The organism is Mesorhizobium sp. M1A.F.Ca.IN.022.07.1.1, assembly GCF_003997575.1.
In the GTDB taxonomy this organism is placed as follows: Bacteria; Pseudomonadota; Alphaproteobacteria; order Rhizobiales; family Rhizobiaceae; genus Mesorhizobium.
In genome coordinates this window covers 1-20,780 of the sequence record NZ_RZST01000064.1, presented here as the reverse complement: position 1 = coordinate 20,780, position 20,780 = coordinate 1, and the positions used below count along the sequence as shown (strand labels likewise).

Here is a 20,780-nt window from a genome sequence, read left to right as displayed (position 1 = left end):
CATCTTCTTCGGCCGCGAGCCGCTGAAGGCCGGGCCGCTGAGGCTGGTCGACCGCGCCAAGCTGCGCGAGATGGTGGCGCCGCTCCTGAAACGCGTCGGCGCCAATTTCTCGGCCGACGCGCCGGTCGCCTCGCTGTCGCTGGCGCAGCAGCAGATGGTCGAGATCGCCAAGGCGCTGTCGATCAAGGCGCGGCTGGTGATCCTCGACGAGCCGACCTCCAGCCTGCCGATCGCCGAGACCGAAAAGCTGCTCGACGTGATCAAGGGACTGCGGGCGGAAGGCATCAGCGTCATCTTCATCTCGCACCGCCTGCACGAGGTCGAGCGCGTCGCCGACCGCGTCGTGGTGCTGCGCGACGGCATGCTGGCCGGCACGCTGCCGAAGAGCGACATCAATCACGACCAGATGGTCAAGCTGATGATCGGGCGCATGCTGAAGGAGCGCGAGAAAGCCGCGGAGGCGGGTCGCGCGCCGGGCGGCGTCGCACTCTCGGCGACAGCGGTGCGCACCAGCGCCTATCCCGACCACCCGGTCGACCTGGAGCTTCGGCGCGGCGAAATCCTCGGGCTTGCCGGGCTGGTCGGCTCCGGCCGCACGGAGCTCGCGCGCGTCCTGTTCGGCATCGACGAGCGGCTCGGCGGCAGTGTCGCGCTGGACGGCAAGGAGATCAATGTCGGATCGGCCGCCGATGCGGTGGCGAGCGGCATCTTCCTGGTGCCCGAAGACCGCAAGCTAACCGGCATCCTGCTCGACCTCTCGATCGCACAAAATATTTCGCTGCCCAATATGCCGGCGCATGCGAAGCGCTCGCTGGTGTCGACCAGCGCGGAGCTCGCCACCGCCGAGAAGCAGAAGAAGGATCTCGGCATCAAGGCGCCATCGGTCCTGACCCGCACCGGCACGCTGTCCGGCGGCAACCAGCAGAAGGTGGTTCTGGCCAAATGGCTGGCGATGAACCCCAAGGTGATGATCCTCGACGAGCCGACGCGCGGCATCGATATCGGCGCCAAGGCCGAGATCTACGCGCTGATGCGGGCGCTGGCCGATGCCGGCGTCGCGGTGCTGATGATCTCCAGCGACATGGAAGAGGTGATCGGCGTCTCGGACCGCATCGCGGTCATGCATGAGGGGCAGATCTCCGGCATTCTCGACCGGGACGATTTCAGCCAGGAGAACGTGCTGTTGCTCGCGGTGGGCAAGAAGCCGAAGCTGGCGCAAGCCGCGGGAGGAGCGCAATGAGCAAGAAAGACCTCGGCCTGCTGGTCCTGATCCTGGTGGTCGGCGCGGTGGTCACGGCTATAAATCCGCGCTTCCTGTCGACGATCAATCTCGCCAACACCTCCAACCTGGTCGCGCTGTTCGGCATCCTTTCGATCGGCCAGGCCTTCGTCATTATCACCGGCGGCATCGAGCTTTCGGTCGGTTCGCTGATCGCGCTGCTCGGCACGCTGTTCATCGACTTCATCGCCGTGCGCGAGATGGACTGGCCGTTGGCCTTCGTGCTGATCATCGTGCTCGGCGCCATCATCGGCTTCGTGCATGGCTGGCTGATCACGCGGCTCAAGATGCAGCCCTTCGTGGTGACGCTTTGCGGCCTGCTGATCTACCGCGGCGTCGCCCGCTTCTACACCGCCGACGGCACGGCGGGCTTCGCTTTCGGCCAGAATTTCCCGGATCTCGAATTTCTGACCGCCGGCCGCTCCGGCGGGTTGCCGAATTCCTTCATCGCGCTGATCGTGATCGCCATCGTCATGTGGGTGGTGCTGCACCGCTCGGTGTTCGGACGCTATCTCTATGCCATCGGCAAGAATGAGGAAGCGGCGAAGTATTCGGGCATCCGCACCGGGCGCGTGGTGATCGCGGCATACGTGATCTGCGGTGTGCTGACGGCGCTGTCGGCGATCTACTTCGCCATGTACACGCGCTCGATCTCGCCGGCGAGCCACGGCCAGTTCTATGAGCTCTACGCCATCGCCGCGGCGGTGCTCGGCGGCTTCTCGCTGCGCGGCGGCGAGGGCTCGCTCGTAGGCGTCATCCTCGGCACCGTGCTGCTGCAGGAACTGCAAAACCTCGTCAATCTGCTCGGCATCCCGTCCTCACTGAACTTCGCGGTGATGGGCGGCGTCATCCTGATCGGCGTGCTGGTCGACCAGCAGTGGGGTGTGTTCCGCGCCCGGCGGCGGATGATGGAGGCGTCGCGCCGGAATGTCGCCGGCGCGCCGGCGGAGTAGCTTCCCTCGTCCGATCTCGGTAGGCAGCGGGGCAAATTCCAACTTCGCGTGCTGCACACATTTTTTTGGCGTTGGCGCCGACATCAACAAGTCTCGGCCCAACCTCCCACTCGCAAGCCGGCATCACCTGAATCAATACACCTCAGATCATGTCCGAAAGGTCCGAAAACGCCATCGCCTTGCGCAGCACCTCGGCGAAACGCTCGCCGGCGATCTCCCTGGCGCCGCTGTTGTCGATGGAGGTGACATCCGGCCCGGAAAGCGTCACGCTGGTGCTGCGCGCCAGACGCGCCAGCACCTCGCCGCGCGATTCACGGCCGCGCGCCGCCAGCCGCTCGGCGAGGATCTCCGGCGCAGCGGTGATCTCGACCACCGCCAGGTTGGCATAGCGCTCACGCAGCGCCGGGATGACGGCACGGGAAACGTTGGCAACGGCGACATGACCATTGGCGATCGCCCAATCGACATCGGCCGGCAGGCCATAGCGCAGGCCGTGCGCGTCCCAGCAGATGACGAAGGCGCCGTCCGCTTCCGCCTCGGCGAAGGCGGCGTCGGCCAGCGTATCGTGGTCCTCGCTGGCGGAGTCGCTCGGACGGGTGATGACGCGGCGGACGAACTCCAGCCCCGTCTCGCCGGCAAAATGCGCCTTGGCGTAGCCGATCACCGTGTCCTTGCCGGCGCCGCTCGGCCCGACCACCACGACGAAGACGCCGTTGCGGATCGGAAGGGTCTCGGTGAGCTCTCGTTCGATCAGCGCAGAAACCATCATGCGACGCGCCTGCCCTGACGCCAGACGTTGCGCACGACCGGCACATGCTGGTCGACGCGCACGCGCACGAGGTCGGCGCGCCGGCCGGGCTCGATGACACCGCGATCGCTAAGGCCGACCGCTTCCGCTGGGTTCTTCGAGACCATGGCGACCGCCTGCGGCAGCGAAATGCCTTCCACGACATCGCCGAGGAAGAAGGCGGACTGGATCAGGCTGAAGGGGATATAGTCGGACGACAGGATGTCGAGCAAACCGTCGCCGGCAAGCGAGCGCGCCGACACATTGCCCGAATGCGAGGAGCCGCGCATGACGTTGGGCGCGCCCATCAGCACGCCGAGGCCTGCCGCCTTCGAGGCCCTCGCCGCCTCCTCGGTGGTCGGGAATTCGGCAACGCGCACGCCTTGCTCCACCGCCTCGTCGACATGGCCGGCCGTCGCATCGTCGTGGCTGGCAAGCACGATGCCGCGCTCGCGGCAGGCGGCGGAAATGAATACGCGGTTCGGCCCGGAATTCTTGGCCGATTCGGCCATACGCTTCGCGCAGAATTTCTGGAAGTCGCGGTCGGTGAGCTTCAGCTTGCGCTGGTAGTAATAGGCGTAGGTCTCGAGATCGACGAACTGGCGCTGGCCCGGCGCATGGTCCATCAGCGAGGCGAGCTTCAACCTGTCGTCGGTCTCAAAATTGGCGAAGGCCTCGAGGCAGTCCGGCGCCGAGACCTCGCAGCGCAGATGGATGAAGTGGTCGGCCCTGAGCCGATCCTGGCGCATGCTGTCCTCGATCGCGTCCGCGAGCTTGCGCACGTCGTCGGACTTCAGGTCGGCATCCTCGTCCATGCCGACACGCAGGGCGTCGAGCACCGTGGTGATGCCGGCGGTGGCCACCTGCGCATCATGGGCGAGCACGGCGGCGATCGGGTTCCAGCGCACTTTCGGACGCGGCGCGTAATGGCCTTCGAGGTGATCGGTGTGCAGCTCGACGAGGCCCGGGATGATGTAGTCGCCGCCCATGTCCTCGCCGGTGCGGGCCGCACCCGGCTCGATCGCGGCGATCAGTCCATCGCGCAGCAGCAGCGAGCCCGCGACGATCTCGTCGGGCAGCACGATGCGGGCATTGTTCAAAACGGTCTCGGCGGTCATTTCAGCAGTCCTATCTGAGGCGGGCGGACATCAGGCGGTTTTTCTGGCCGGGCCGCGTCCAAGCACGTGGTGCGAGAGCACCATGAATGGCGCGCCCGGTTCGGTTTCGACGAACAGCGTCAGCGCATCCACCGGCACCGGACGCGGCAGCACATCCGCGAACAGGCTGTCGATTGCAGCGCGAAGGCGCGGGCTTTCCTGTGGCCCGACCCGTCCGGAGAGCGTCATGTGGAAGCGGAACGTCTCGAAGACGTAGGGATAACCCCACTGGCAGAGGTTGCGAAACTCATCCGGCTTCAGCGAGTCTGGGCTGCGGCGCTCGATCTCGGCCTCGGTCAGCGGCGCGCGGAAGCGGTCGAAAGCGCGCACGACCTCGCCGGCGAAACTGTTGAGCGGCTTGAAAGGACTTTCCGGCACCAGCGCGAAAAAGCCGTCGATCTGGCCGACGACCAGACGCGGGATGACGACTGGTGGCGTGGCCTCGGCGAAATCGTCGAGCGCCGCCCGCAGCGAGGCTTCCGTTTCGCTCGGCGCCAGCCGGAACGGCGCCTTCAGCGTCGCGTGGAAGCCATAGCGCCGTGCCGAGGCGGTGTGGAAGGCAACTTCCGCCGCCGACAGGTCACCCACACCCTCGACCGGCCGCGTCGGCGCGCCGAACGGGTCGCGCCCCAGCCAGTTGGCGGCGATCCGCGCCAGCGGCTCATCCTGCCTCGGGGTAAAGTAAATGGCATAGCGCATCGAAAATCCTCGTCAGACCCGCTGCCATAGGTGATTTCCATGACGGATTGACGAAGCTTTCATGGGTTTTCGAAGGCAACCCAGGCTCCGGCGGTCCTTAGCCGACGATTTTCCCGAACTGGACCAACAGGTTGAGCGCTATGAAAAATCTCACGCCTTCATCAGCCACTCATGCTCGGCGGCGTTGTGGAATTTCCATGTCCGCTTCGGGCCGGCCATGACGTTGAGATAATAGAGATCGTAGCCGTGGCAGGCCGCACACGGGTGGTAGCCCTTCGGCACCAGCACGACATCGCCGTCCTCGATCGCCATCGCCTCGTCCAGATCGCGCACTCCATTCCTGTCGGCGTCGGTGTAGACGCGCTGGAAGGCGAAACCCTGCGGCGGGTTGAGGCGGTGGTAATAGGTCTCCTCGAGATAGGACTCGGCCGGCAGATTGTCCTGGTCGTGTTTGTGCGGCGGATAGCTGGAGGTATGGCCGCCGGGCGTGATGACCTCGACCACCAGCAGCGAGTCGGCCGGCTTGCCCTCGGGCAGGATGTTGGTGACGTAACGGGTATTGGTGCCCTTGCCGCGCACTTCCTGACCGAGATCGTCGGGCGCAATGACGCGGGCGGGCAGGCCGCCGCCAAGACCGGGCGCCGAGCAGACCGCAAGCTCCAGCTCGGTGTCGGCGGTCACCGACCAGTCGGAGCCTTGCGGCACATAGACCGACCAGGGTTTGCCCTCGAAGGGCGACATGCGCTCACCGAGCAGGCCGAGATCCTTGCCGCCGGCCGCAGCCTGGCCCTTGCCGGTGACGAACACCAGGCAGACCTCGCGCTCGCCCGTCTTGCCGGCGGCCGTCTCGCCCGGCCGCAAGCGGTGGAGATCGAAACCCACGTAAGTCCAGCCCGCGCTTTGCGGGGTGACGTGGGCGACGTGGCCGTGGCCCTTGTCGGCCTTGACGAGCAGTTTCGACATTTTTGTCTCCTGGGTCATTCCTTCGGCTCGGCCGGAGGCTTGGGCTCCTCGGCCGGCTTGTAGAGGTAGAAGAACTGCCACACCGCGTAACCGGCGAAGCCGAGCGCGATTACCCCCCAGAACGGCGTGCCGGAGGCGAATTCGATCACCGACCAGATTAGGCAGACGGCGACGACGGCAATGCGCCGCCACAGCGGTCGGAAGAAGGGGTGCTCATAGTCTTTCATCGCGCCAATCCGGGACTTGTCCAAACGCATCAGATAGACCGAGCGGCCGGACGAATCCACTCGTTTAGGCCGGGAAGCCCTGCGTCTCGACCGTATAGCCGGCGGCCGTCATCACCCGCATCAGCTCCTTATGGCCGACCTCAGCCATCCTCAGCGGCGGGTTCTTTTTCGGATCCTGCTCGGCCTCGACCACGAACCAACCTTCATAGCCGTAGTCGGCGAAGCGCTGGACGATCGCGCCGAAATCGAGCGAGCCGTCGCCGGGCACGGTGAAGGCGCCGAGCGCGACGGCATCGAGGAAGGACTGTTTCGTGCGGTCGAGCCCGTCGATCACGTTCATGCGCACGTCCTTCACATGGACGTGGTTGATGCGCTTGTGGTGGTTGTCGATGGCGCGCAACACATCGCCGCCGGCGAAGGCGAGGTGGCCGGCATCGAGCAGCAGCGGGATGCCCTCGCCGGAATGATGCATGAAGGAATCGAGTTCCGGCTCGGTCTCGATCACGGCCGCCATGTGATGATGGTAGGAAAGCGGCATACCCTGGTCGGCGCACCATTCGCCGAATTCGGTGACGCGGCGGCCATAGGCCTTCATCTCGTCGCCGGAAAGCCGTGGCTTGGTGGCAAGAGGCTTGGAGCGGTCACCCTGGATGGAGCGGCCGACCTCGCCATAGACTATGCAGGGCGCGTTGACCGCCTTGAACAGGTCGATCATCGGCTGGATGCGATCCTTGTTGCTTGCCAGGTCCTCATCGACCAGCGTGCCGGAGAACCAGCCGCCGCAGAGCGTGACGTCGGCCTCTTTCAGGATCGGCAGCATCACCTTCGGGTCGTTGGGGAAGCGGCGGCCCATCTCCATGCCGGTGAAGCCGGCCGAGCGCGACTGGCGCAAACACTCCTCCAACGACACATCATCGCTCAATTCCACGAGATCGTCGTTCCACCACGCGATGGGAGACATGCCCAGTTTGGCTTTCAAGTCGTCACTCCAGGTTCGGATCGTTCAACTTTCGCTCGTCGGCGCTGCCCTCATCCGCCTGCCGGCACCTTCTCCCTGGAAATGACGGGGAGAAGGGACAGGCTTCAGCGGTGGCGGCCCCCTGCTCCCCGTTCTTCACGGGGAGCAGGGCAAGGGTGAGGGGCAGCGCCAGCTTCAATCACCTAAGCTCTGCATGAGCTTTTTCTCGTCATACGCCTTGCGCGCGGCGTTCACCTGCGGCCGCGACGAGACTTCCGGCACGGCAACATCCCACCAGTGGCCGCCGGCCTCGGTCGACACCAGCGGATCGGTGTCGATGACCAGCACGGTGGTCTTGTCGTGGCCCTTCGCCTTGGCTAGCGCCGTCTCGAGTTCAGCAATCGAGGCCACCTTCTCGGCGACGGCACCGAGGCTTGCCGCATGGGCGACGAAGTCGACGTCGGGCATCACCTCGTGGCGAGCGTCCTTCAAAAGATTGTTGAAGCTGGCGCCGCCGGTCGCCATCTGCAGCCGGTTGATGCAGCCATAGCCGCGATTGTCGAGCAACACGATGGTGAGTTTCAGGCCGAGCATCACCGACGTCGCGATCTCGGAGTTGAGCATCAGATAGGAGCCGTCGCCGACCATGACGACGACTTCCTGGTCGGGTTTCGCCATCTTGACGCCGAGTCCGCCGGCGATCTCGTAGCCCATGGTCGAGAAGCCGTATTCGGCGTGATAGGAACCGGGCGCGCCCGCTTGCCAGAGCTTGTGCAATTCGCCGGGCAGCCCGCCGGCGGCATGCAAAAGCGTGACGCCCGAGCCCATCACGCGTTGCACGGCGCCGATCACCTGCGCGTCGGAGGGATAGGCGGCGTTGGTCGAGGCCGTCACCTTGGCGGCGGCAGCCTGCCATTCCGTCTTGCCCTTCAGCGCATTGTCGGTCCAGGCGGTCGGCGCCTTCCAGCCCTTCAGCGCGGCGGAAAGCTCGGCGAGCCCTTCGGTGGCGTCGGCAACCAGCGGCAGCGCCCAGTGCTTGCCGGCATCGAAGACCTGGGTATTGAGCCCGATGATGGTGCGGCCGGCATTCTTGAACAGCGCCCAGGAGCCGGTGGTGAAGTCCTGCAGCCTGGTGCCGACGGCAAGAACCACATCGGCCTCTTCCGCCAGCCGGTTGGCCGCTGATGTGCCGGTGACGCCGACGGCCGCCATGTTGAGCGGATGATCGTCGGGCAGCGAGGATTTGCCGCCTTGCGTCTCGCAAACCGGAATGCCGGCGCCCTGCACCAGCTTGGCCAGCTCTCCGGAAGCCTGCGAATAGAGGACGCCGCCGCCGGCGATCACCAGCGGCTTCTTGGCGTTCTTCAGGGCCGCGACGGCGACGGCCAGTTCGTTGCGATCCGGGCGCAGCCCGCGCGGCGTCCAGACGCGCTCGGCAAACAGGCTTTCCGGATAATCATAGGCCTCCGCCTGCACGTCCTGGCAGAGCGAAAGCGTGACCGGGCCGCATTCGGCCGGATCGGTCAGCACCTGCATGGCGCGGTTCAGCGCCGGGATGATCTGCTCCGGCCGCGTGATGCGGTCGAAATAGCGCGAGACGGGGCGGAAACAGTCGTTGACGCTCGCCGTGCCGTCGGAGAAATCTTCGGCCTGCTGCAGCACCGGGTCGGGCAAGCGGTTGGCGAAGACATCGCCGGGAAGCAGCAGCACCGGTAGGCGGTTGACGTGGGCGAGCGCCGCAGCCGTCACCATGTTGAGCGCGCCGGGGCCGATCGAGGTGGTCGCGGCCATGAAGCGGCGGCGGAAATTCGCCTTGCCGTAAGCAATCGCCGCATGCGCCATCGCCTGCTCGTTATGGGCGCGGAAGGTCGGCAGCTCGTCGCGGACCTGGTAGAGCGCCTCGCCGATGCCGGCGACATTGCCGTGGCCGAAGATCGCCCAGACGCCGCCGAAGATCGGCGCCTTCTTGCCGTCGATCTCGGTCATCTGGCGGCTGAGAAAGCGGGTCAGCGCCTGCGCCATCGTCAGGCGAACGGTCTTGGTCATTGTCGTTTCCTCCGGCTTTCCCTGTGCCGCCTAATATGCTGCCCGTTCTTCTTATGCTGCTTTGCGGCCGCGCGCTGCAAGCCATGCCTCGGTCAATTGCTCGAAGCGCGAGGCCATGTCGGCGACAGCCTCGTCATCCGAGATCTTGCCGGCCAGCCATTGTTCGGCGGCATTGACAAAGATGGTGCGACCGACCGCAAATCCCTTGACGACCGGCGCATTGGCCGTGGCGGCAAAGGCTGCGACCAGCTCGTCCTGCGGCGCCTCCAGACCGAGCAGCACGACGCCGCGGCACCACGGATCGTGCTTGACGATCACCTGCTCTATCCTGGCCCAGGCGCCTGCCGAGGCCTGCGGCTCGAGCTTCCACCAGTCGGGCTTGATGCCCAGCGCATAGAGTTCTTCAAGGGCGTGCGGAATGGTGGTGTCGTCGAGCGTGCCGTGCTTGCCGGCGATGATCTCGACGAGCAGTTCCCTGCCGACTTTCCGCGCCGCCTCGAACAGGGTCCGCAGTTTTTGCTGCTGCTCTGTCTTCAGCGCCTCCGGATCATCCGGATGATAGAAGCAGAGGCACTTGATGCAATGGTCGACCGGCCATTCGGTGAGCTGCGAGCCGATGTCCTGCGAAAACTCGAAGCGCAGCGGCCGCGATCCGGGCAGCTCGACCGGCCGACCTAACCAGGCAAAGGGATGGCGGGCGAACTCGAACATGGCATCGCGGCCGTATTTCTCATCGATCAGCATGCCGTAGCCGTCGCGACCAGCGGCGACCTTGGCCGCCGCCTGGACGGTGAGCACCTTGAAGTCGGGGATGCGCGAGACATCTGCACCGACCCTGGCCGCGACATCTTCCAGCTGGACGCGGTGGTCGCAAGCGAGCGCCATCAGCGAAGGGATGTCGCGCCGGCGCGTCGTCGCCCAGTGGATGTGGTTGATCGCCTCGTCCTTGCGCAGCGCCAAGTGCTTGCTGCCGTGCTTCAGAAAGAACTGCAGCTCCTCGAAGGTGGGATATTCCGGCGCGCACAGCAGGCGCGACACGGCGAAGGCGCCGCAGGCATTGGCCCAGGTCGCCGCCGTGGCAAAGCTTTCGCCGCCGAGCCAGCCGCGCAGGAAGCCTGACATGAAGGCGTCGCCGGCGCCGAGCACGTTGTAGATCTCGATCGGGAAGCCCTCACCGACGATACCGTCCTCGAGGTCGTCGCTGATCGGCCCGTCATAGACGATGCAGCCTTTGGCACCGCGCTTGAGCACGATGGTAGCGGCCGACAGCGTGCGGATCGTCTTAAGCGCGCTCAGACAATCGTCGGCGCCGGAGGCGATCATGATTTCCTCCTCGGTGCCGACGATGAGGTCGCAATCGGGCAGCACCGTCTTCAGCTGCGCCGAGACCCGGTCCGACTTGACGTAGCGCTCGAAGCCCTCGGCATGGCCGGCGAGCCCCCAGAGGTTCGGGCGGTAGTCGATGTCGAACACGACCTTGCCGCCCTTGGCCTTCATCAAACGGATCGCCTTGCGCTGTGCGGCATCCGAGTTGGGACGCGAGAAATGGGTGCCGGTGACGACCACGGCGCGCGCCGAGGCGATGAAAGCCTCGTCGATGTCCTCTTCGGCGAGCGCCATATCGGCGCAATCCGAACGATAAAAAATCATCGGCGAGACGCCTTCGTCCTCGACGGAAAGCAGCACCAGCGCCGTCAGCCGTTCCTTGTCGGTCTTCAGGCCGTCGACCGAGACGCCCTCACGCCTGAGCTGCTCGCGGATGAAACGGCCCATCTGCTCGTCGCCGACGCGAGTGAGCAGCGCCGAGCGCAGGCCGAGCCTTGCCGTGCCGACGGAGATATTGGCCGGGCAGCCGCCGACCGACTTGGCGAAGGAGGTTATGTCCTCCAGACGCGAGCCGATCTGCTGGCCGTAGAGATCGACAGAGGCGCGGCCGATCGTGATGACGTCGAGCGGCGGATATTTCGCTTCCACGGCTTCGCCCATTCGAACCTCCCATCGGCTTTGTTGTGCAGAGCAGCGTCGTTTTGGGCAGCACGCGCGAACGGCGGCGTGACACCGTCAATATGAAATAATAATTCCAATCCATAGTCAATATGGAATGAGTGTTCCCTGACGGAAAAACGCCCGTTCGGGGCCGCTCAGGCCTTGCGCTTGCGGCCGGCGTCGCGCCGCTTTTCGCCGACGGCAACGGTCAGCGCCATGGCAAGCGCCATCGTTGCCGACAAAGAGCGGAAGCCGCCGAAATCGGATTCGGCCACCTCGAACCAGACCTTGGCGAATTGGGCGAGCGGCGAGAACGAGCTGTCGGTGATGGCGACGATGGGCACGCCCTGCTCGGCGATCGAGCGCGTCTCCTCGATGGTCGCAGGCGCGTAAGGCGAGAAGCTGATGGCGATGACGGCGTCGCGCGGCGTGGCGAAGCCGATCATCTCGGCATTCAAGCCCGCGGCCGACTCGATCAGTTGGTTGCGGATCTTGAGCTTGCCAAGCGCGTAGGCGATGTAGGAGGCGACCGGATAGGAGCGGCGCTTGGCCAGCACATAGATTGTCTCGGCCTTTGCCAGCAGCGTGATCGCCTGTTCGAAATGCGCATCGTTCAGCGCGCGCGAAATGTCGCTGAGCGAGGTGCTGGCGGCAGCCACGAAGCCGTCGAAGATCGCCCGGTGTCCGGCGCCTTCCTCGGCCTTGGCGCGCAGCGCCGCCAGCCGCTCGTCATAAGACGAATTGCGTTCGCGCAGCCGCTCGCGAAACACCTGCTGCAGGCTGGTGAAACCGTCGAAGCCGAGCTGCTGGGCGAAGCGGATCAGCGTCGAGGGCTGGACGCCGGCGGAAGCCGCGATACTCGCCGCCGTGCCGAAGGCGATGTCGTCGGGATTGTCCAGCGCATAGGCGGCGATCTGCGCGATGCGCTTGGGCAGACTGGTGCGCCGCTCCAGGATCGTCGTGCGCAAGGTCTCGAAATCGCGAGGCACCCGTCCGTCCATCGTCGCTCCGCCCACGGCCATGCTGGTGTTCCCTCTCCTGCCTCATCATAGCGGTTTCGCGCAAGAACACCATAAAAAATGATTTGGACGTTCCATTCTCGACTGAAATGGATTAATTCATCCATGCGAATTCTTCCCCTTCAGCGGAGACAATCGACATGGTCGGAGTGGGCCTCATCGGCACGGGCTTCATGGGCAAGTGCCACGCCATTGCCTGGAACGCGGTCGGCACCGTCTTTCCCGATGTCGAGAAGGCGAGGCTGGTGCATCTGGGTGAGGTCAACGACGAGCTTGCAAAGCGCAAAGCGGCCGAGTTCGGCTTCACTCGAGGCTCGGGCGACTGGCGTGCCGTCGTCAACGATCCGGAGGTCGATGTCGTGTCGCTGACCACGCCCAACCAGTTCCATCCGGAAATGGCGATCGCCATCCTCGAAGCCGGCAAGCACCTGTGGTGCGAGAAGCCGATGGCACCGAGTTTTGCCGAGGCCGAGGCGATGGCGAAGGCAGCGACCAAATCCGGCAAGGCTGCCGTGCTCGGCTACAACTACATTCAGAACCCGGCCATCCGCCACATCGGCGCGCTGCTTGAGGAAAAGATCATCGGCGATGTCAATCTCGTGCGCATCGAGATGGACGAGGATTTCATGGCCGATCCCGAGGCGCTGTTCTTCTGGAAGCATGAGGCGGCTTCCGGTTATGGCGCGCTCGACGATTTCGCGGTGCATCCGCTGTCGCTGATCAAAGTGCTGTTCGGCCGCGTCGCTCGCGTCATGTGCGACATGGCGAAACCCTATGCCGACCGGCGCGTCGCCTCCGGCGGCCGCCGTGCGGTCGAGACCTACGATATCGCCAGTGTTCTGATGCATCTGGAGAACGGTGTCGCCGGTACGCTGCTGGTCAACCGCTCGGCCTGGGGCCGCAAGGGCCGTATCGCCCTCCAGATCTTCGGCTCGAAAGGCTCGATCCTCTACGACCAGGAGCGAATGAACGAGTTCCAACTTTATCTGACCGCCGACCGGCCGACCGAGCAGGGCTACCGCACGATCCTGCTGGCGCCGCACCACAAGCCCTACGATTCCTTCGTGCCGGCGCCCGGCCACGGCCTCGGCTTCAACGACCTTAAGATCATCGAATGCCGCGAGCTTTTGATGCGGATCGCCGGCAAGCCGGCGCGGACCATCGACTTCGACGAGGGGCTGGAGATCGAGCGGACCGTGCATGCGATGGCGCGTTCGTTCCAGGAACAGCGCTGGGTGGATGTGAGGTGAGCTGGCTCCCCTTCAGGTGCCGGCGGCGGCTGCTGCATTGATCTCCCAGCCGTCCACCCAAACCTGCCGCAGTTGATCGCCTTCGCCTTTGAACCATAGGCCGGTCGGCTGGCAATCCTCGATGCGGTCGCTGCGGAAATTGCGGATGGCCTGGCGCAGCTCGCACCAAGCGACGATGTTGGCGGTCTCGGCGTAGTAGATCAGCGCGATCGGGCGGACGATACGCTGTGTGTCGCGGCCGGCTTCGTCGCGGTAGGCGAGGTCGAGCTTCTCCTCGTCGCGGATGGCGCGGCGCACCAGCGCCAGATCGACCGCCGCGGCCGCAGGCGAAAAACCCCAGGCATGAAGAGCGTTGGCGTCGAGCGTCTGGCGCAAGGGCGGTGGCACGGCGCCGGCGATCTTGGCGCCAACGCGCTTTGCCGCCTGCTTGAGCTCGTCATCGCCGGTGCGTTCCAGCAGCGCCAGCGACAGCACGATCGCCTCCATCTCCTCGATCGAAAACATCAGCGGCGGCAGGTCGAAGCCGGGGCGCAGGATATAGCCTATGCCGCGCCCGCCCTCGATCGGCACCCGCATCGCCTGCAGCGCTGCGATATCGCGATAGACCGAGCGCACCGTCACTTCCAGTTGCTCGGCGATCGTCGCCGCGGTCACCGGCTTCTTGGCCAGCCGCAGGATCTGGATGATTTCGAACAGGCGCGAGGCCTTGCGCATTTTTCCACTCGATCGAAACGCAACTGACACACCCCCGTCAGTTGGGATGACCTATAGGGCCGCGCATCAGTTTGAAAATCAACAGATTCCTCAGCGTCCTTGGCGGGCCGCGACAGGCAACTGACATGAGTTACACGGAAAATCTCTGGCTGTTCTTCATCCTGCTGTTCGGCATCATCGCCGTGCCGGGCATGGACATGCTGTTCGTGCTGGCCAATGCGCTGACCGGGGGGCGCGACAGGGGGCTGGCGGCGACCGGCGGCATTATGCTCGGCGGCGTAGTGCATACGTTGAACGGGGCGATCGGCGTCGGGCTGCTGATTCATTTCGTGCCGGTCCTGTTCAAACCGCTGCTGATCGCCGGCGCCGCTTACATGGCCTATATCGGAATTTCGCTGATGCGCAGCTCGATCACCGTCAGCGATGACGGGCCCGCCGGCAGCCGCTCCGCCTGGAAAGCCTTTCGCCAGGGATTGGTCACCTGCCTGATCAACCCCAAGGCCTATCTGTTTATCCTTGCCGTCTATCCGCAGTTCCTGAAGCCGGTTTACGGTCCGATCTGGATGCAGGCGACCATCATGGGACTGCTGACTGTCGTCACACAAGCAGGAATCTACGGCGGCCTCGCCATCACCGCCGGGCGCAGCCGGGCGCTTCTGGTCGGCAATCCGCGGGCAACGGTCATTGCCGGCCGTGCGGCCGGGCTGCTTCTATTCGCGGTCTCGGTATTCACCGCATGGGAAGGGCTGAGGGCCGCGTGAACGCCGCCCTCGCCAGGGTTGTCAGGCGGCGCCCTGACGGGTGGCGAGCAGTTCGCGCTTCACCGACCGGCGCCACTCGACGGCGCCGGCAAGTCCGTGCAGCACCGTTTCGGTGGTCGCCCAATCGATGCAGCCGTCGGTGATGCTCTGGCCGTAGGTGAGCTGCTTGCTGGGCACGACGTCCTGACGGCCGGCGACGAGATTGCTCTCGATCATGACTCCGATGATGCGCTCGTCGCCCGCTGCGACCTGGCCCGCCACGTCGTGCGCGACTTTCGGCTGGTTCTCCGGCTTCTTGCCGCTGTTGGCGTGGCTGACATCGATCATCAGGCGCGGCGCGATGCCGATGCGGCCGAGCTCCGCGGCGGCCGCGTCGACGCTTGCCGCGTCGTAGTTCGGCGCTACGCCGCCACGCAGAATGACATGGCAGTCTTCGTTGCCGGTCGTCGCCGCGATCGCGCTGCGGCCGCCCTTGGTCACCGCCATGAAATGATGCGGCTGCGCAGCGGACTTCACCGCCTCGCCGGCGATTCTCAGATTGCCGTCGGTGCCGTTCTTGAAGCCGACCGGGCAAGAGAGGCCCGACGCCAGCTCGCGGTGGATCTGGCTTTCGGTCGTGCGCGCGCCGATGGCGCCCCACGCGACGAGGTCGGCGATGTATTGCGGCGTCGTCATGTCGAGGAATTCGGTCGCCGCCGGCAGGCCGAGATTGTTGACGGCGGAAAGCACGTTGCGCGCCATCCGCAAGCCTTTGTCGATGTTGAAGCTGCCGTCGAGGTCGGGATCGTTGATCAGGCCCTTCCAGCCAACCGTGGTGCGCGGCTTCTCGAAATAGACGCGCATGACGATCTCGAGCCGGTCGGCCAGGGCCTCGCGCAGCGCCGCCAGACGGCTGGCGTAGTCCACGGCGGCGACCGGATCGTGGATGGAACAAGGGCCGACGATGACGACCAGTCGATCGTCGGCCCCGGTCAGGATGGAATGGATGGCGTTGCGTGACGCAGCAACGGTGCGCGTCGCCGTGAGCGAGCGCGGTATCTCGCGCATCACGTCGTCCGGCGTGCTCAGGACTTTGAGTTCCTTGACCCGTAGGTCGTCTGTGGTGGTCAACACGGCTTTCTGCTCCTGGTTAGGAGACCTGCCGGCTGAAACGAAAAAGCCGCCAGGTCTGGCGGCTTTTCGGATTAGATGCTGCAATCTTCAGATCGAGCGCAATCCTCCCGCCGCCAGCGAGCTACCGTAGCTAAAGTACCAAAACGAGGCGGTCAGGTGGATCATGCGGCTCATATAGTCGATGCCGAGGCGCTTGTCACGTCCTCATGAAGCTAAGCATTTGCTTGGTTTGCGCCGTGCTCCGTGGCCTCGGGAAAAAAGAGAGCATCATGCAGCGGTTCATGCAGACCATGGATCGAAAAGTTCGATTGCAAAGCCTTCGAAATGCTTCGAATTACGCGTTGCCAAGGTGAGCTGCTTCGCAATCGCGGTGGGGGCGATCAGACCGTCCATCGACGACAGACCGCGACCGCGGCGCTTGGCAAGGCCCATCAGGTCGCCCCAGGCCAAGGCAACGGCTTCGTCCACCGGCAAAACCCTTTGCTCGAAGCGCTGCGGCAAATCTCGAGCGAGCCATTCGGCCAGTGCCTCTCGTTTGCGGCCCTCATCCATGAGGGAAACGCCGCGCCGGATCTCGGCGATCGACACGACGCTGATGAATGATCGATCCTCATCAAGCCCGTCCAGCCACTTTAGAACGCCTACATCCGGCGCCGGCCTCGTCACCTCTGACAGGACATTGGTATCGAGCAGAAGCCTCAAAGCGGCTGATCACGCGGTTCGTCGGGTTGACGCTCAAGGTCGAGATCGGCGCCGCGCAGCGGCGACTCCAGGAGGAACTCCGCAAGCGTTCCTTTGCGGGCGGTCTTCCGCCGCCATTCCTCTGCGGACACGACGACAACGCTTGGTTTGCCGTTACGGGTGATCGTCTGAGGCGAAGATTGCGCCCGATCTATTACCTCCGAGAGCCGGGCCTTTGCCCCAGCGACCGTCCAGCTCGTATCTTCTTTCGGTCCGGGCAGCATCTCAATCTCATGACTACTCTGACCATCTTGACTATACCGGAATAGCGATGCTGCGGCAACAGGGGCTCTCAGGGGCCGCGTACCTTTGGGCGCACGAGGCTGATCTCATCTCCACCCATAGCTGGCCGGCTTGTGGAAGGCTACTCGTGTCACTACTCCCCGATCACGCCAGCTATGTTTTGATCATAATCGACCAGCGAGCCGGTCATGACGCCGGCCTGCGGGCTGAGCATATAGGTGATCAGCCGGGCAAGCTGCGCCGGCTTGACCAACTGGCCCATCGGCTGCGCGGCCTCGGCCTTTTCCAGCCAGTCGTCCGGCGCATCGTGCCACTTCTTCTGCACGATCGCCTCGCCCTCGGTATCCATCCAGCCGGGCAGCACCGCGTTGCAGCGGATGCGGTTTTTCCGGTAGGAGCTGGCGACATTCTTGGTCAGCGTCATCAGCGCGCCCTTGCTGGTCGAATAGGGCGTCAGGAAGGACTGGCCGGCATGCGCCGACATCGACAGCACGTTGACGATCGAGCCCGGCGCCCTGCGCTCCAGGAGATTCGCGACGAGGCCTTGCATCAGGAAAAAGGGGCCGCGCACATTGGTGTCGAAGATCTGGTCGAAAAGCTCTTCCGATGTCTCGACCAACGAGCCGCGGGCCGAAGTGGCGGCGGCGTTGACCAGCGCGTTCAAAGTGCCGAAATGCGCGAGCGCCGTTGCGACGGCGCGCTTGCAGTCGGCGACCTTGGCGACATCGGCGCTGATGAAGATGGCATCGACACCGTTCTTCTTGAGCGCTGCGACCGCCTTGTCACCTTTGTCCTGCGAGCGGCCGACCAGCGCCAGCGCGCGGCAACCCTCGTCGGCCAAGGCTTCCGCGACGGCGAAGCCGATGCCCTGCGCGCCGCCGGTGACGATGGCGCGCGTTTCTGAATTGCGACCGGCTAGACCGTTCATCGCTCTGGCTCCTGTAATCGAGTTTCAAACCTTCAGGCGACGCGGACGGTCTTGCCTGTCTTGGCAGACTCCAAGGCGGCATCAGCCAGCTTCAAGGCGACCAGCCCGTCCTTGCCGCTCGGCGCCGCCTTCTTGCCGGCAGTCGCGGCGGCGATGAAGGAAGCGATCTCGTTGGCGTAGGCGTCGATGTAGCGGGTCATGAAGAAATCGTGCAGCGGCGGGCGCGTGTAGCCCTTGTCGTTGGCGAGTTCGATCGACACCGGCCGCTGATTCTCGGCCGCAACCATGCCCTTCGAGCCGTGCGCCTCGATGCGCTGGTCGTAGCCATAGGTGGCGCGGCGCGAGTTGGAGATGACGGCCTGCTTGCCGGACGCGGTTTCCAGAATGACGCTGACGGAGTCGAAATCGCCCGCTTCGCCGATCTTCTTGTCGACCAGCACCGAGGCGTGCGCGCTGACGGCAACCGGCTCTTCGCCGAGCAGGAAGCGCGCCATGTCGAAATCATGGATGGTCATGTCGCGAAAAATGCCGCCGGATCGCGCGATGTAGTCGAGCGGCGGCGCGCCCGGATCACGCGAGGTGATGGTGACCATCTCGACATCGCCGATGGCGCCGTCGTCGATCGCCTTGCGGACGGCGGCGAAATGCGGGTCGAAGCGGCGGTTGAAGCCGACCATCAGCGTAGCGCCGGCCTTGTCGACCACGGCCAGGCACTGCTCGACGCGCTTGACGTCGAGGTCGATCGGCTTCTCGCAGAAGATCGCCTTGCCGGCCCTGGCGAAGCGCTCGATGAGGTCGGCGTGAGTGTCGGTCGGCGTGCAGATGATGACGGCGTCGATGTCCTTGGCCTGCTCGATGGCGTCGATGCTGCGCACCTCGGCCCCATAGGCGGAGGCAAGCTCCGTCGCCGCTTTCTCGAAGGCGTCCGCCACGGCCACCAGCTTGGCCTGCGGGTTTGAGGCTACGGCGCGGGCATGCACCTTGCCGATACGGCCGGCGCCGAGAAGAGCGAAGCGGAGAGTCATGGAATGTCCTTTGAGGGTGGCTCTAAAACGTGTCCGCGCCGGCCGGCGCGGACGATTTGGTCTGGTCCCGTCGTGGCGCCTGGTCAGGCGGCCTGAAGCTCCGCCTGCCCGGTCTTGGCGCCGGTGATGTAAGCGACGATGTCGTTGCCGTCGGTGTCCTGCTTGCGCAAATTGGCGACGATGCGGCCGCGCCGGAAGACGACGATGCGGTCGACCAGGTCGAAGACCTGGCGCATGTTGTGGCTGATCAGGATCAGCGGCTCGCCGTTCTCCTTCAGCGTGCGGATGATGTTTTCGACCTGCGCCGTTTCCTGCACGCCAAGCGCTGCGGTCGGCTCGTCCATGATGATCAGCTTGGAGGCGAAGGTTGCGGTCCTGGCGATCGCCACGCATTGGCGCTGGCCGCCCGACATGTGGCGGATGGTGCTGGAAAGGTTCGGGATCTTCACCGCGGTGCGGATCAGCGCCGCCTCCGTCGCCCTGCGCATCGCCTTGCGGTCGAGAATCGAGAAGGGGCCGAGGTTGAAAAGCACCTTCTCCCGGCCGAGGAAGAGGTTCGACGGCACGTCGAGGTCGTCGGCCAGAGCCAGGTTCTGGAACACGGTCTCGATGCCGGCCTCGCGCGCCTCGATCGGGCCGGCGAAGTTCACTTCCTTGCCGTCGAACCAGATCTTGCCGTCGGTGCGCTGCTCGACGCCGGTGATCTGGCGCACGAAGGTCGACTTGCCGGCGCCGTTGTCGCCCATGATGGCGACATGCTCGCCCTTGCGCAGCTCGAAATTCGCCTCCTGCAGCGCGTGAACGCCGCCATAATGCTTGGTGAGGTTTTCGGTCTTCAGAACGATATCGGACATGGTCAAGCTCCTATCGCCCGGCGGCGCTGGCGCCATTGATCGAGAACGACTGCGCCGACGATGATCACGCCCTTGACCATCTCCTGATAGTAGGCGTCGAGGCGCAGGAAGGTGAAGCCGGAGATGATGACGCCGAAGATCAGCGAGCCGATCACCGTGCCTATGATAGACCCGCGGCCGCCCGAGAGCGAGACGCCGCCGATGACCGCCATGGCGATGGCGTCGAGCTCGTACATCACGCCCATGCCGGCCTGGGCAGTGAGGTTCTTGGAGGAGAGCACCACCGCGGCGATCGAGGCGAGGATGCCGGCAATCACATAGACCAGCACCTTGTGGTTGGCGATCTTGATGCCGGACATGCGCGCGGCGTCCTCGTTGGAGCCAATGGCGTAACAATGCTTGCCGTATCGGGTGTAGCTCAGGATGAGCTGGAACAGGATCGCCAGTGAAATGAAGATGATGACCGGCATCAGCCCCTTGCCGATGGCCGCGAAGCTGTCGGTCGGGAACGAGATCGGTTGGCCCTTCGACCACCATTTGGCGATGCCGCGCGCCGTGACCATCATGCCGAGCGTGGCGATGAACGGCGGAATGCGGGTGTAGGCGATCAGGGCGCCGTTGATCAGGCCGGCAATCAGCCCGCAGCCGATCGCGACCAGCAGCGGCACGATGACCGGCAGGTCGGTCCATCCGTAGTCAATGAACATCGCCTTCGGGTTGGGATTGCCGTTGACGGTCGCAACCTGCGCGAAACTCATGGCGATCATGGCGGTGGCGCCGACGATCGAGCCCGAGGACAGGTCGATGCCGCCGCAGATGATCACCTGCGTGACGCCGATGGCGATGATGCCGACGATCGACACCTGCAGGATGATGATCTGCAGCCGCTGCTCGTTGAAAATAGCATCGACGTTATCGCGGGTGTTGAAGAGGAAGCTGTCGCCGAGGAAGACGCGGCCGATCAGCTCGAATGCGCCGACCAGGATGACCAGCGCCAGAAACACGTTGAACTCGGCAGGCCAGGGGCGCTTCTTGGCGTCATAGCTCAGCCCGCCAATGCCATGCGATGTCTGTGAC

General features: G+C 64.7%; 21 protein-coding genes. 4 read left to right on the top strand and 17 right to left on the bottom strand.

Translation table 11 applies throughout. The features are described 5' to 3' along the window. Both EOA75_RS10310 and EOA75_RS10305 read left to right on the top strand, forming a co-directional pair. Positions 1-1,240, top strand: a 1,240-nt coding sequence (locus EOA75_RS10310; protein ID WP_164747337.1) for a sugar ABC transporter ATP-binding protein, incomplete at its 5' end; no start/stop codon positions are given. Further along, a complete protein-coding gene (locus EOA75_RS10305; protein ID WP_067323934.1) occupies positions 1,237-2,232 on the top strand; it encodes an ABC transporter permease in 996 nt (331 codons plus the stop codon). The genes EOA75_RS10310 and EOA75_RS10305, both read left to right, overlap by 4 nt. 142 nt (positions 2,233-2,374) lie before the next feature. Here the strand turns inward: EOA75_RS10305 and phnN are convergent, their stop codons facing one another. The 9 genes from phnN to EOA75_RS10260 all read right to left on the bottom strand — a co-directional run bounded on the left by phnN (position 2,375) and on the right by EOA75_RS10260 (position 12,056). Next, the gene (gene phnN / locus EOA75_RS10300) at positions 2,375-3,001 is read right to left on the bottom strand and encodes a phosphonate metabolism protein/1,5-bisphosphokinase (PRPP-forming) PhnN (protein WP_164747336.1); all 627 of its coding nucleotides are present in this window, start codon (positions 2,999-3,001) and stop codon (positions 2,375-2,377) included. Further along, positions 2,998-4,137, bottom strand: coding sequence for an alpha-D-ribose 1-methylphosphonate 5-triphosphate diphosphatase (locus EOA75_RS10295; RefSeq protein ID WP_127324197.1), 1,140 nt, complete (start codon positions 4,135-4,137; stop codon positions 2,998-3,000). The genes phnN and EOA75_RS10295 overlap by 4 nt, the downstream gene beginning before the upstream one ends. A 30-nt stretch (positions 4,138-4,167) precedes the next feature. Next, entirely contained in the window at positions 4,168-4,875 is a 708-nt protein-coding gene (locus EOA75_RS10290; RefSeq protein WP_127240031.1) for a DUF1045 domain-containing protein, read from the bottom strand. Between the two features lie 150 nt (positions 4,876-5,025). Next, a complete protein-coding gene (gene iolB, locus EOA75_RS10285; RefSeq protein WP_127240032.1) occupies positions 5,026-5,838 on the bottom strand; it encodes a 5-deoxy-glucuronate isomerase in 813 nt (270 codons plus the stop codon). 14 nt (positions 5,839-5,852) lie between these two features. Continuing rightward, entirely contained in the window at positions 5,853-6,065 is a 213-nt protein-coding gene (locus tag EOA75_RS10280) for a hypothetical protein (protein WP_067003268.1), read from the bottom strand. 64 nt (positions 6,066-6,129) lie between these two features. Beyond that, positions 6,130-7,044, bottom strand: coding sequence for a myo-inosose-2 dehydratase (gene iolE / locus EOA75_RS10275; protein ID WP_095799076.1), 915 nt, complete (start codon positions 7,042-7,044; stop codon positions 6,130-6,132). A 174-nt stretch (positions 7,045-7,218) separates the two neighbouring features. Next, the gene (iolD, locus tag EOA75_RS10270; RefSeq protein WP_127324196.1) at positions 7,219-9,069 is read right to left on the bottom strand and encodes a 3D-(3,5/4)-trihydroxycyclohexane-1,2-dione acylhydrolase (decyclizing); all 1,851 of its coding nucleotides are present in this window, start codon (positions 9,067-9,069) and stop codon (positions 7,219-7,221) included. A gap of 51 nt (positions 9,070-9,120) precedes the next feature. Beyond that, a complete protein-coding gene (gene iolC, locus EOA75_RS10265) occupies positions 9,121-11,055 on the bottom strand; it encodes a 5-dehydro-2-deoxygluconokinase (protein ID WP_127324195.1) in 1,935 nt (644 codons plus the stop codon). A gap of 155 nt (positions 11,056-11,210) precedes the next feature. Further along, the gene (locus EOA75_RS10260) at positions 11,211-12,056 is read right to left on the bottom strand and encodes a MurR/RpiR family transcriptional regulator (protein WP_067323921.1); all 846 of its coding nucleotides are present in this window, start codon (positions 12,054-12,056) and stop codon (positions 11,211-11,213) included. A gap of 158 nt (positions 12,057-12,214) precedes the next feature. Between EOA75_RS10260 and EOA75_RS10255 the strand changes: the two genes are divergently transcribed. Beyond that, positions 12,215-13,324 (top strand): Gfo/Idh/MocA family oxidoreductase, encoded by a 1,110-nt coding sequence (locus tag EOA75_RS10255; protein WP_067323919.1) that lies wholly within the window; start codon positions 12,215-12,217, stop codon positions 13,322-13,324. A 12-nt stretch (positions 13,325-13,336) separates the two neighbouring features. On the opposite strand, the gene EOA75_RS10250 is transcribed toward EOA75_RS10255, so the two are convergent. Next, on the bottom strand, positions 13,337-14,038 hold the full coding sequence (locus tag EOA75_RS10250; RefSeq protein WP_095782142.1) for a YafY family protein: 702 nt from the start codon (positions 14,036-14,038) through the stop codon (positions 13,337-13,339). A gap of 125 nt (positions 14,039-14,163) precedes the next feature. Between EOA75_RS10250 and EOA75_RS10245 the strand changes: the two genes are divergently transcribed. Then, positions 14,164-14,799, top strand: coding sequence for a LysE family translocator (locus EOA75_RS10245; RefSeq protein ID WP_095776900.1), 636 nt, complete (start codon positions 14,164-14,166; stop codon positions 14,797-14,799). 21 nt (positions 14,800-14,820) lie between these two features. Here EOA75_RS10245 and EOA75_RS10240 read toward each other — a convergent pair whose 3' ends face one another. The 7 genes from EOA75_RS10240 to EOA75_RS10210 all read right to left on the bottom strand — a co-directional run. Beyond that, positions 14,821-15,912, bottom strand: a complete 1,092-nt coding sequence (locus EOA75_RS10240) for a 3-deoxy-7-phosphoheptulonate synthase (protein ID WP_067323911.1) — start codon at positions 15,910-15,912, stop codon at positions 14,821-14,823. A 279-nt stretch (positions 15,913-16,191) separates the two neighbouring features. Next, positions 16,192-16,614 carry a type II toxin-antitoxin system VapC family toxin gene (locus EOA75_RS10235; protein WP_127324194.1) on the bottom strand — a complete coding sequence of 141 codons (423 nt, stop codon included), beginning with the start codon at positions 16,612-16,614 and terminating at the stop codon, positions 16,192-16,194. Next, a complete protein-coding gene (locus EOA75_RS10230; RefSeq protein ID WP_067323907.1) occupies positions 16,611-16,877 on the bottom strand; it encodes a type II toxin-antitoxin system Phd/YefM family antitoxin in 267 nt (88 codons plus the stop codon). The genes EOA75_RS10235 and EOA75_RS10230 overlap by 4 nt, the downstream gene beginning before the upstream one ends. 152 nt (positions 16,878-17,029) lie before the next feature. After that, positions 17,030-17,824, bottom strand: coding sequence for an SDR family oxidoreductase (locus EOA75_RS10225; protein ID WP_127215324.1), 795 nt, complete (start codon positions 17,822-17,824; stop codon positions 17,030-17,032). Positions 17,825-17,856: 32 nt separating this feature from the next. Continuing rightward, on the bottom strand, positions 17,857-18,849 hold the full coding sequence (gene iolG, locus EOA75_RS10220; protein WP_067002875.1) for an inositol 2-dehydrogenase: 993 nt from the start codon (positions 18,847-18,849) through the stop codon (positions 17,857-17,859). 83 nt (positions 18,850-18,932) lie between these two features. Further along, complete coding sequence (locus EOA75_RS10215; protein ID WP_067003269.1) at positions 18,933-19,703, bottom strand: ATP-binding cassette domain-containing protein; 771 nt, start codon at positions 19,701-19,703, stop codon at positions 18,933-18,935. A 2-nt stretch (positions 19,704-19,705) separates the two neighbouring features. Then, positions 19,706-20,780, bottom strand: a 1,075-nt coding sequence (locus tag EOA75_RS10210; protein WP_164747335.1) for an ABC transporter permease, incomplete at its 5' end; no start/stop codon positions are given.

What these genes read in the sequence shown, in the direction of transcription:
- EOA75_RS10305 (WP_067323934.1), top strand. Translation starts at nt 1,237, where the DNA reads ATGAGCAAGAAAGACCTCGGCCTGCTGGTCCTGATCCTGGTGGTCGGC.
- phnN (WP_164747336.1), bottom strand. Translation starts at nt 3,001, where the DNA reads ATGATGGTTTCTGCGCTGATCGAACGAGAGCTCACCGAGACCCTTCCG.
- EOA75_RS10295 (WP_127324197.1), bottom strand. Translation starts at nt 4,137, where the DNA reads ATGACCGCCGAGACCGTTTTGAACAATGCCCGCATCGTGCTGCCCGAC.
- EOA75_RS10290 (WP_127240031.1), bottom strand. Translation starts at nt 4,875, where the DNA reads ATGCGCTATGCCATTTACTTTACCCCGAGGCAGGATGAGCCGCTGGCG.
- iolB (WP_127240032.1), bottom strand. Translation starts at nt 5,838, where the DNA reads ATGTCGAAACTGCTCGTCAAGGCCGACAAGGGCCACGGCCACGTCGCC.
- EOA75_RS10280 (WP_067003268.1), bottom strand. Translation starts at nt 6,065, where the DNA reads ATGAAAGACTATGAGCACCCCTTCTTCCGACCGCTGTGGCGGCGCATT.
- iolD (WP_127324196.1), bottom strand. Translation starts at nt 9,069, where the DNA reads ATGACCAAGACCGTTCGCCTGACGATGGCGCAGGCGCTGACCCGCTTT.
- iolC (WP_127324195.1), bottom strand. Translation starts at nt 11,055, where the DNA reads ATGGGCGAAGCCGTGGAAGCGAAATATCCGCCGCTCGACGTCATCACG.
- EOA75_RS10260 (WP_067323921.1), bottom strand. Translation starts at nt 12,056, where the DNA reads ATGGACGGACGGGTGCCTCGCGATTTCGAGACCTTGCGCACGACGATC.
- EOA75_RS10255 (WP_067323919.1), top strand. Translation starts at nt 12,215, where the DNA reads ATGGTCGGAGTGGGCCTCATCGGCACGGGCTTCATGGGCAAGTGCCAC.
- EOA75_RS10250 (WP_095782142.1), bottom strand. Translation starts at nt 14,038, where the DNA reads ATGCGCAAGGCCTCGCGCCTGTTCGAAATCATCCAGATCCTGCGGCTG.
- EOA75_RS10245 (WP_095776900.1), top strand. Translation starts at nt 14,164, where the DNA reads ATGAGTTACACGGAAAATCTCTGGCTGTTCTTCATCCTGCTGTTCGGC.
- EOA75_RS10230 (WP_067323907.1), bottom strand. Translation starts at nt 16,877, where the DNA reads ATGCTGCCCGGACCGAAAGAAGATACGAGCTGGACGGTCGCTGGGGCA.
- EOA75_RS10225 (WP_127215324.1), bottom strand. Translation starts at nt 17,824, where the DNA reads ATGAACGGTCTAGCCGGTCGCAATTCAGAAACGCGCGCCATCGTCACC.
- iolG (WP_067002875.1), bottom strand. Translation starts at nt 18,849, where the DNA reads ATGACTCTCCGCTTCGCTCTTCTCGGCGCCGGCCGTATCGGCAAGGTG.
- EOA75_RS10215 (WP_067003269.1), bottom strand. Translation starts at nt 19,703, where the DNA reads ATGTCCGATATCGTTCTGAAGACCGAAAACCTCACCAAGCATTATGGC.